A 9,186-nucleotide genomic window follows, 5' to 3' on the forward strand; every position below is an offset into this window, starting at 1 on the left:
GGTGTCTCCTCAGGCGGGTCTTGCGGCCGGGATGTAGGATGCATCCGTCGCCGCGCCAGTCCCTGCCCCAGGCTCCGGCGGCGCAAGCAGCAGATGGGCCGCAACGGCGAGCGCCCAGGCCGATACCATGCAGGCGGGCGCCACCAGATCGGACGCCAGCACCATCCACAGCGGGACCGGGGTGTCGAGCCTGAAGATAGGCAGCATGCTCAGGCAAAGCAGTGCAGCAGGCGCGAAGATTGCCGCTACTGCGACCATTGCCGGGCCGATCCGAGGGCCCATACGGCGCCAGCTGGTCGCGAGCGCCGCGCGCACGCCCAGCCCCTCGCCGACAACGAGCGGCAAGACGATCAGCCAGCGGGCGTAGAGGTAGATTGCCGGCACGATCAGGCAAAACGCGCCGAGCACCACGCACAACGTCGTCACAAGTCCCTGCACGACATAGGTCACCGCCCTGCCGGGTGTGCCCCAGGCGTGGTGCATGCCTTCGCGGCGCAGCAGCGCGCTGGTGAGGAGAAACTGCGCAAAGGTGCCGCCGAGCGAGGCGACGATGTCCAGTCGAGAATCCAGCCTGCCCGCATCGATGATCACCGAGGGAATCACCATCGCCAGCCACGCCGCAAAGCAAGGCCATGGATGCGCACGCATCAGCGCAGCGGTTCGACGCAAGAAATACCCACCGTTCATCACGATCCCCCTTGGACGCGGGGATAGGCATCGCGGCGAATGCTGTCACGGCCGATCCCGGGGAAAGCATGCGGGCACGAAAAAGGGCCGGGCATGGCGCACGCCATGCCCGACCCCCTCGTATCGGCTGCGCTACGCTTACTTGAAACGCAGGCCGACACCGGCCATCACGCGCTGGCGCGCGGTATGGTCGCTATACTGCGAATAGACATACTGGGCATTGACGTAGAGCGGCATGCGGGTCTGCTCGCCGGTCAGCGAATATTCGACGCCGCCGCCGACCTGATAGCCGTCGGTGTTGAAGTGGTTGTAGTAGGACGTCTGGCCGGCCGGCGCGTCGAAGCGCTTGCGCTGCTCGTTGTTCACATAGCCGCCCTTGGCGAAGATCAGCAGCTGCGGGGTGGCGAGCACGCCGGCGCGCACGGCCGCGCCATATTCGTCGAACGACTTGTGGCAGACCGCACCGCCGCCGGTCACGCCCGAGCAATTCTCGTTCCAGTCATTGGCGCGCCAGTAGCTGCCCTCGGCGCCGATCACGATGCGCTGGCCGATCTGGCCGTCGAAACCGACGGTGCCGCCATAGCCGAACTTGTCGTTGTGCACGCCCTGCGACTGGAAGCGGTCGCCGCCGGCATTGGCTTCGATGCGGATGCCGCGGAAGCTGGTGCCATTGCTGCTGGTGGTCGTGGTGTCCTGGGCCTGGGCGGCCGTGGCGGTGAAGCCGATCGCCGCGACGGCGAGGAAAAACGCGTTACGCATACTATACATCCCTTGGATTGTTGGGTCTTTGCCTCCGCCGTAACCCGCCAACGCGCAAAGGTTTCCGCGCCGCGGCATAAACAGGGAGAGCCGTTGCTAATATGCAACACTTCGCAGATACGGCCAGACCCTAGCGTCGCCAGCGATCGCCCCACCCGCTTGCCGATCGATGCCGCTCCGGGCAAGGGCGCGCCATACCCCGGCTTCCCATCCCGTTCCGCCCCGCGCGCCTGTTGATGGCGGTGGGAACGGTGCTGCTCTGCTATGCGATCGCCCGCGTGCCCCGCGAGGTGCATCCGCTCTACCTCACCTTCAATTCGATGCTCGACCATCTGCTGCACGGCCGGTTCGACGTCGATCCGGCGATCGTCGGACGCGAAGGCTTTGCGGTCGGCGGGCGGACCGTCGCCTATTGGGGCATACTGCCGGCGCTGCTGCGGCTGCCCTTCACGCTGTTCCCCGGCTGGCGGACGCTGGATTTCACCACCGGCTCCTGCATGGTCGCGCTCGGCGGCATGCTCGCCACCAAGCTGTGGACGCTGCGGCGGATCCGCCGCGCGCGGCCGGGCCTGCCGGTCTGGCTGGGCAAGGCAATGGCCGTGGTGCTGGTGCTCGCCGGGGCGCAAACCTGCTTCCTGCGCTTCAGCCTGTATCAGGAGGTATGCCTGTGGGCGGCCCTGTGGGCGGCGCTGTTCGTCGCGGCGGCGGTCCATGCCCGCCTGCTGGGGCTTGGTCGCGGCGCGCTGCTCGTGATGGCGCTTGCCGCAGGCCTCGCGATGCTCACGCGGGTGTCGGTGGGGATCGGTCTGGTCGAGACGATCCGGAACCGCCGCGACCTGCGCGGATGGATCGGCACGGCCGCCCTACCGATGCTGCTGATCGCGCTGCTCGGAGCGGTGACGGCGCTGGTGAATTTCGGCCGCTGGGGCAACCCGCTCACCTTCGCCGACTATCACCACTATCTCTACAACGCCTGGTACCCCGATCGACTGGTGCGGATGGCCGAGCAGGGCCTGTTCAACCTGCACCGCGTACCGTTCGGCCTGGTCTATTATTTCGCGCCGGTCTGGGTGCTGCACGGTGCCGACGGGCAGCTGCTGCTGGAGGCGACCCGCCACAAATGGATCGACGCCGCCGAACTGCCGCCGAGCAGCTTCCTGCTCACCGATCCGCTGCTCTTGCTGCTCGGTGCCTGGGCGGTCCGCGCCCTCCAAGCCCGACCCGCCCGCGCAGCGCCGCCATCGCGCTGGGGCTCGCTATCCCGCCGGCGCTGATGCTCTGCGCGGTGAGCATGTGTTTCCGCTATCGGCTCGATTTCTACCCGCTCTTCGAGTTCCTCGCCGTTTCCGGCCTGATCGCGATCGCGGAGGGCGCACGCGCGCCGGGCAAGCGGCTCGTCGCGGCGCTGGCGGTGGTATCGATACTGGGGTCGCTGCTGGTCGGCGCGGCCTATCTGGTCGGACAGCTGGGGCCGGGGCAATTGCTGATCGGGGACGGCGTGGGCGCCTATTATCTCCACGCCTTCGGGCTGCGCTGACCCGTCAGCGCAGCGACACCCGCGCACCGGCATGGCGTTCCAGCCGGCCGGCGAGCTCGCATTCGAGGAGCACGATCTGCACCACCGCCGGGGCACAGCCGCTCTGGCGGATCAGTTCGTCGACACCCACCGCCACCGGCCCCAGCAGGCTCGTGATGCGGCGACGATCGGCCTCGCTGGCATCCTCGGCCGGCGCCGGGTCGAACGGGCCAGGCGCCGGCGCACGCAGCGCCCGCGGGTCGAGCGGCCGCACCGCCTCCCAGATGTCGTCCGCGCTCTGCACCAGGATCGCCCCTTCGCGGATCAGCAGGTTGCAGCCCTGCGCCCGGGGATCGAGCGGCGAGCCCGGCACCGCCATCACGTCGCGCCCGGCCTCGGCGGCCAGCCGCGCGGTGATCAGACTGCCCGAACGCGGCGCCGCCTCCACCACCACGGTGCCGAGCGACAGGCCGGCGATGATGCGATTGCGCGCCGGAAAGAAGCGGGCGAGCGGATCAGTGCCCGGTGGCTGCTCGGTGACGAGCAGCCCCTCGTCGCCGACCCGTGCCTGCAGCGTGGCATTTTCGGGCGGAAAGACGATGTCGATACCACTGGCGATCACCCCGATCGTGCCGCCGGCCAGCGCCCCCTGATGCGCCGCCGTGTCGATACCGCGCGCGAGGCCCGAGACCACGACGGCACCGCGCTCGACCAGCCCGATCGCAAGCTGGCGGGCGAAGCGGCACGCCGCCGCCGAGGCGTTGCGCGCGCCGACCATCGCCACGCACGGCCGTTCCAGCAGCCCCATATTTCCGCGCACGATCAGCGCCGGCGGCGCGTTTTCCAGTTCGGCGAGCAGCGGCGGATAGGCGGGATCGTCGAGAAAGAGGTAGCGGGCGCCGAGCCGCTCGACCGCCGCGATCTCGCGCCGCACCGCGCCGGCATCGGCGATCTGCGGCGTCCGCCCGCCACCGCGCGCCGCGAGCATCGGCAGTGCCGCGAGCGCCGCCCCGGCCGAGCCGAACCGGGCAACGAGCTGGGCATAGGTGACCGGACCGACATTGGCGGACCGCAGCAACCGGAGCCGCGCCTCGCCCGCCTCCGTCATGTCGACCACCGCCCGGCAGCCGCAGCACGCGCCCATTTGCACCATCGTCGCGGACGCGGCGTGTCGCACCGGACAGCCGCCCCGCGGCCCGGCCGCCCGTTGGAATGTTCCAAAAGCCCTATTGAAACGAAGGAATCTTGCGACACGCGAATCCGGCTTCCGGCTGAAATCATGTTGCTCATCCCGCCTGCATCTCTATCTTGGCCGCAAACCCATCGTGGCCCAGGGGATATCACTAATGATTGAGAACGTTATCGACAGATTGTCGGTACGCTTCGCCAAGGACGGCCAATATGAAAGTATTGCCCTGCGTAAGCGCTTTCAGAAGCGTTATGGAATCGACGTCGGCATGTACACGATCGGCGCATTCGATCGTTGGCGCATACCCCCCGGCACCACGATCGGCCGATATTCTTCCATCGCCGGAAGCGCTCGTCTTGTAGAAGCCAATCACGCCGTCGACCGCCTCACGACTCATCCTTTTCTGTACTTACCAGAGTTCGGCATCGTCGACCACGATCTCGAAACGACCCCGCAGATCATCGGCGACGACGTGTGGATCGGCCATAATGCCACGATCCTTCCCGGCTGCCGCCACATCGGCCGCGGCGCCGTGATCGGCGCCGGCAGCATCGTGATGACCGACGTGCCCGCTTATGCCATTTTCAGCGGCGTTCCCGCCAAGCTGGTGCGGTTCCGCTTTCCGGCCGAGGTGCGCGCCGCGATCGAGAAGACGCGCTGGTGGGAGCTCGACAAGGCGGCACTGACGGCCGGGCTCAAGGCCGTGCCCGACTTCGCGACCAACGTGACGGTCGAGACCGCCAAGGCCTTCTACCGCGCGGTGCACGGCACCGACATGCCGTGGGAGGAGCGCAGCGCGGCCGAGCAGCAGGTGCAGCTGCCGCACCTCCCCCGCGCCGAACTGACGCCGCTGGTGCGCCGGGAATGGCCCGAATTCGACGAAGCCGACTACACCAAGCCGCTGACCGCACTGCCGCTCGACAGCTTCGCGCTGATCAACTTGCGGGTCGCGGTGGAAAGCGCGATCGGCGGGCAGATGCACGACGCCGCCTGGGGCTCGCTCACCCGGCTCGAAGATCTGGTGGGGGAGCGCGCGCCGTTCGCGGCATCGGCCGATCCCGCCGCCGCGCCCGCAGCGCTTTCCGCGGCGCCGCCCGCCCAGATGCACGTCGCGCAGCAACAGCGTAGCGCCGGCAGCGGCGGCGAAGTGCGCCACTATGCGCTCAACATGCCGCAAATGGCCCTGAAGGGACTTTCCGAAGCCTGGCTGTTCAAGGAACTCGGCGACATCCACTGGAGCATCCTGCTCCGCTCGCTGGGCACCAGCTCTGCCGCGCTCACCGACGCGGCGGGCGACCGCCTCTATGCGACGTTCACGCGCATCCGCCTGCGCTCCAACGCGCCGCTCACCGCGTTCAAGGAAAATGACGCGCTCACGCTGTCGATGACGGAGCAGCGCTACGGCGCCGCGATGTTCTTCGCCACTGCGGAAATCGACGGGCCCGGCGGGCATGCGACTGCCGAACTGATGACGACCTTCTCCAAATATGGCGAAGCCGGCGTCAACACCTCGCTTCTGAAGGGCACGCCGGTCATCCCGCCGGGCTTCCCGATCCCCGAATGCGCTGCCCTGCCGGAGCTGGGACAGGAATATCGCCAGCGCCGTGCCGAGCCGGTGGGCGAGACGCTGTTTGAGACCGAATATGAGCAATTGCCCCCGCACGACATCAACGGCGTGGGCCTGCTCTACTTCGCCGCCTATCCGTCGATCGCGGAGATCTGCCTCACCCGCTATGCCGGCCGCGGCTTCGCGTTCGACTTCAGCGTCGAGGAACGCGACGTGATGTACTTCGCCAATGCCGAGCCGTCGGAGATCCTCGTCGTCAAGCTCCACGAATGGGAGCAGACGGAGGACCGCATCCGCTATCGCGCCTCGATCAACCGCAAGAGCGACGAGAAGGTCATGGCGCGGATCACCGCGACCAAGGTGCGCATCGGCTGAATGCGACGGCGGGCGATGTCGGCCAGGCCGGCATCGCCCGCGCGCGGGCGCAGATCAGCTCTTGCGCTTGCTGCCGACCCTGGGTTCCGACCCGCTGAGCAGCCGGTCGATATTCTCGCGGTGCTTCCACAGCACGATCAGCGCGAGCGCGAGCAGCATCAGCACCAGGTCGATCCGGCCGAAAAAGGCGGCGCTCACCGGCGCGCTCACCGCCGCCGCCATGCCGGAAACCGACGAGATGCGCACCGTCGCCAGCAGCCCCAGCCACACCGCCGCATAGACGAGGCCCGAGGGCCAGTAGAGCGCAAGCACCACGCCCATCAGCGTCGCCACGCCCTTGCCGCCCCGGAACTTGAGCCAGACCGGGTAGCAATGGCCGATAAACGCCGCCGTTGCCGCGAGCGCCGCGGTACCGGGCAGGAACGCCGCGGCGATCAGCACCGCCACCGCGCCCTTGGCCATGTCGAGCAGCAGCGTCGCCGCCGCCAGCCCCTTGCGGCCGGTGCGCAGCACATTGGTGGCGCCGATATTGCCCGATCCGATCTGGCGCAGGTCCCCCGCCCCGGCGGCGCGCGTCAGCAGCACCCCGAACGGGATCGACCCCAGCAGATATCCGAGCAACAAGGCCCCGGCCGGGGCGATCCATGGAACTTCCGTGGGCAAAGCGGCCCCCTTTCGTTCCCGCGTTTAGCCGCTTCCCTTACCTGAACGCAATGACCTGCATCAGCGTGCAGACGGGCGCCACATTGACGGGGGCGGCGCGCCTCGGCCATGGCAGGACATGGCCGATCGTCGCCCCGTGCTGTTCTTCGATTCCGGCGTGGGCGGGCTGTCCGTGCTCGGTCCCACCACCGCGCTGCTGCCCCAGGCGCCGCTCGTCTATGTCGCGGATTCGGCGGGCTTTCCCTATGGCACCAAGAGCGAGGCGGAGATCGCGGCGCGCGTGCCGGCGCTGCTCGGGCGGCTGGCCGAGCGCTACGATCCGCGGCTGATCGTGATCGCCTGCAACACCGCCTCGACGATCGCGCTCCAGCATGTCCGCGCCGCGCTCGACCTGCCGATCGTCGGCACGGTCCCCGCGATCAAGCCGGCGGCGGAGACGAGCCATAGCCGCACCATCGGCGTGCTCGGCACCGCGGCGACGGTGCGCCAGCCCTATGTCGACGATCTTGCCGCGCGCTTCGCGGGGGATTGCACCGTGCTGCGACACGGCTCCGCGGCGCTGGTCGAACTCGCCGAGGCCAAGCTCGCAGGCGAGCAAATCGCACCGGAGGTCGTGGCGAACGAACTGGACGGGCTGTTCCACCAGCCGGGCGGCGACCGGATCGACGTGATCGTCAATGCCTGCACCCATTTCCCGCTGCTCGAAGCGGAGATGCGGGCGGCGGCGCCTCAAGGGGTGCACTTCGTGGATGGCGGCCCCGGCATTGCGCGGCGCGTCGCCTATCTCACCCAGGGCCAGAACTGGCCCGACGATCTGCCCCCCGGCCGTGCCGTATTCACTGCGCGCGACCACCGCGCCGATGCGCTGGCCCCGGCGCTGGCGCGCTACGGGCTCAGCCGAATCGAAACATTGTAGCGCTCAGGCGACGTCGCCCTGCGCCATCTGCGGGTCGCGCGCGACCAGCTTCGCCGTATAGCGCTCGGCCATTTCCTGATGCACCCGGCGGGCGCTGCTGTCGTCGCAGCATTCGGCGCGCTTGCGCTCCTGCTGCGCACGCCGTGCGAAATACTCCACGTCATTCCTGGCCATGGCGACTCTCCGTTCACAAGCGGAAGCGCGGTCGTTCCTCAGACGCAGACTCGCCTGTGCCCCGAGTCGTCCGCGATACCTTTTCTTTACCACGCTTCGCCGGCGAACGCCCCTAAACCGCATCAATCGATGACGCTGAACGGCTTTTCCGTGGATGACCTCGGGTGAAAAGGTGATGCAGGCATCGTAAATTGCGGTATGACCAGCCTCAAATCCGGCCGCCAAGGCCGGGGGGAGAGGCTGGGGCAATACGGGGGTTCACGTGCTGGAATTGCTCGAAGACAAGGCGTAGAGAACCAATCCATGCAGCGCCAAGACGCATCCGCACCCGCGATCGATTACACGCGGGTCTTCACCCAGGCCATCGACCGCCTCCATGCCGAGGGGCGTTACCGGGTCTTCATCGACATCCTGCGCAACAAGGGCATGTTCCCGAACGCCCGGTGCTTTGCCGGGCATAACGGGCCCAAGCCGATCACCGTCTGGTGCTCCAACGACTATCTGGCGATGGGCCAGCACCCCAAGGTCATCGCCGCGATGGAGGAAGCGCTCCACGACGTCGGCGCAGGCTCGGGCGGTACGCGCAATATCGGCGGCAACACGCATTATCACGTCGATCTGGAGGGCGAGCTCGCCGACCTGCACGGCAAGGAAGCGGCGCTGCTCTTCACCAGCGGCTATGTCTCCAACGAAGCGACTTTGGCGACGCTGGCCAAGATCCTGCCCGGTTGCGTGATCTTCTCCGACGAGCTCAACCACGCCTCGATGATCGCAGGGATTCGCAATTCGGGCTGCGAGAAGCAGGTCTTCCGCCACAACGACCTGGCGCATCTGGAGGAATTGCTGGCCGAGGCCGATCCGGCGGTGCCCAAGCTGATCGCGTTCGAGAGCGTCTATTCGATGGAGGGCGATGTCGCCCCGATCGCGGCGATCTGTGACCTCGCGGATAAGTATAACGCGCTGACCTATCTGGACGAGGTGCACGCGGTCGGCATGTACGGCGCGCGCGGCGGCGGCATTTCGGAGCGCGACGGCGTCGCCCACCGGCTGACCGTGATCGAGGGCACGCTGGGCAAGGCGTTTGGCGTGATGGGCGGCTATATCGCGGCCGACCGGATGATCGTCGACGTGATCCGCTCGTACGCGCCGGGGTTCATCTTCACCACCTCGCTGTCGCCGGTGCTGGTCGCGGGCGTGCTGGCGAGCGTGCGCCACCTGAAGCAGAGCTCGGTCGAGCGCGAGGGACAGCAGGCGGCCGCCGCCAAGCTGAAGGCGATGATGACCGAGGCGAACCTGCCGGTCATGCTGGGCGAGACGCATATCGTGCCGGTGATGGTCGG

The 9,186-nt window shown here is 67.9% G+C and carries 10 protein-coding genes; 5 read left to right on the forward strand and 5 right to left on the reverse strand.

Going from position 1 to position 9,186, the window contains the following annotated elements; translation table 11 throughout:
• Positions 1–9: 9 nt before the first annotated feature.
• On the reverse strand, positions 10–591 hold the full coding sequence (locus tag QZ814_RS07970; RefSeq protein ID WP_294330712.1) for a hypothetical protein: 582 nt from the start codon (positions 589–591) through the stop codon (positions 10–12).
• Between the two features lie 234 nt (positions 592–825).
• Positions 826–1,446: a porin family protein gene (locus tag QZ814_RS07975; protein ID WP_294330714.1), complete on the reverse strand. Its 621-nt coding sequence runs from the start codon at positions 1,444–1,446 to the stop codon at positions 826–828.
• A 236-nt stretch (positions 1,447–1,682) separates the two neighbouring features.
• Here QZ814_RS07975 and QZ814_RS07980 point away from each other — a divergent pair, with 236 nt between their 5' ends.
• Positions 1,683–2,720, forward strand: a complete 1,038-nt coding sequence (locus QZ814_RS07980; protein ID WP_294330715.1) for a hypothetical protein — start codon at positions 1,683–1,685, stop codon at positions 2,718–2,720.
• Between the two features lie 17 nt (positions 2,721–2,737).
• The gene (locus QZ814_RS07985) at positions 2,738–2,983 is read left to right on the forward strand and encodes a hypothetical protein (protein ID WP_294330717.1); all 246 of its coding nucleotides are present in this window, start codon (positions 2,738–2,740) and stop codon (positions 2,981–2,983) included.
• A gap of 4 nt (positions 2,984–2,987) precedes the next feature.
• Here QZ814_RS07985 and dprA read toward each other — a convergent pair whose 3' ends face one another.
• On the reverse strand, positions 2,988–4,070 hold the full coding sequence (dprA, locus tag QZ814_RS07990; protein WP_294330733.1) for a DNA-processing protein DprA: 1,083 nt from the start codon (positions 4,068–4,070) through the stop codon (positions 2,988–2,990).
• A 238-nt stretch (positions 4,071–4,308) separates the two neighbouring features.
• On the opposite strand from dprA, the gene QZ814_RS07995 reads away from it, so the two are divergent.
• On the forward strand, positions 4,309–6,093 hold the full coding sequence (locus QZ814_RS07995) for a Pnap_2097 family protein (RefSeq protein WP_294330719.1): 1,785 nt from the start codon (positions 4,309–4,311) through the stop codon (positions 6,091–6,093).
• A 54-nt stretch (positions 6,094–6,147) separates the two neighbouring features.
• Here the strand turns inward: QZ814_RS07995 and plsY are convergent, their stop codons facing one another.
• Entirely contained in the window at positions 6,148–6,756 is a 609-nt protein-coding gene (plsY, locus tag QZ814_RS08000; protein ID WP_294330721.1) for a glycerol-3-phosphate 1-O-acyltransferase PlsY, read from the reverse strand.
• A gap of 118 nt (positions 6,757–6,874) precedes the next feature.
• On the opposite strand from plsY, the gene murI reads away from it, so the two are divergent.
• Positions 6,875–7,672, forward strand: a complete 798-nt coding sequence (gene murI, locus QZ814_RS08005; RefSeq protein ID WP_294330722.1) for a glutamate racemase — start codon at positions 6,875–6,877, stop codon at positions 7,670–7,672.
• A 3-nt stretch (positions 7,673–7,675) separates the two neighbouring features.
• On the opposite strand, the gene QZ814_RS08010 is transcribed toward murI, so the two are convergent.
• Entirely contained in the window at positions 7,676–7,846 is a 171-nt protein-coding gene (locus QZ814_RS08010) for a hypothetical protein (RefSeq protein ID WP_294330724.1), read from the reverse strand.
• 303 nt (positions 7,847–8,149) lie between these two features.
• Between QZ814_RS08010 and hemA the strand changes: the two genes are divergently transcribed.
• Positions 8,150–9,186 (forward strand): 5-aminolevulinate synthase (hemA, locus tag QZ814_RS08015; RefSeq protein ID WP_294330725.1); only part of this gene is annotated, 1,037 nt, incomplete at its 3' end.

The sequence above is a fragment of the uncultured Sphingomonas sp. genome (genome assembly GCF_913777625.1).
In the GTDB taxonomy this organism is placed as follows: Bacteria; Pseudomonadota; Alphaproteobacteria; order Sphingomonadales; family Sphingomonadaceae; genus Sphingomonas.